This window comes from Anoxybacillus thermarum (assembly GCF_000836725.1).
GTDB classification, from domain to species: Bacteria; Bacillota; Bacilli; order Bacillales; family Anoxybacillaceae; genus Anoxybacillus; species Anoxybacillus thermarum.
This window is the reverse complement of sequence record NZ_JXTH01000158.1, coordinates 1-611: the sequence shown is the minus strand read 5'-3', so window position 1 is coordinate 611 and position 611 is coordinate 1. Positions and strand designations below refer to the sequence as shown.

The following is a 611-nucleotide window of genomic DNA, read 5'->3' as shown; positions in this document are numbered from 1 at the left end:
CTTCGCCACTGGTGTTCCTCCACATCTCTACGCATTTCACCGCTACACGTGGAATTCCGCTCTCCTCTTCTGCACTCAAGTCCCCCAGTTTCCAATGACCCTCCACGGTTGAGCCGTGGGCTTTCACATCAGACTTAAGGAACCGCCTGCGCGCGCTTTACGCCCAATAATTCCGGACAACGCTTGCCACCTACGTATTACCGCGGCTGCTGGCACGTAGTTAGCCGTGGCTTTCTCGTTAGGTACCGTCAAGGTACCGCCAGTGACTGCGGTACTTGTTCTTCCCTAACAACAGAGCTTTACGACCCGAAGGCCTTCCTCGCTCACGCGGCGTTGCTCCGTCAGACTTTCGTCCATTGCGGAAGATTCCCTACTGCTGCCTCCCGTAGGAGTCTGGGCCGTGTCTCAGTCCCAGTGTGGCCGATCACCCTCTCAGGTCGGCTACGCATCGTCGCCTTGGTGAGCCGTTACCTCACCAACTAGCTAATGCGCCGCGGGCCCATCCTGTAGCGACAGCTTGCGCCGCCTTTCAACGAAAGATCATGCGATCTTTCGTGTTATCCGGTATTAGCACCGATTTCTCGGTGTTATCCCCGTCTACAGGGCAGGTT

Annotated in this window: 1 rRNA gene; it reads right to left on the bottom strand. The window is 56.8% G+C overall.

Going from position 1 to position 611, the window contains the following annotated elements:
• A 16S ribosomal RNA gene (locus tag LH47_RS14900) occupies nucleotides 1-611 on the bottom strand; the annotation flags it as partial.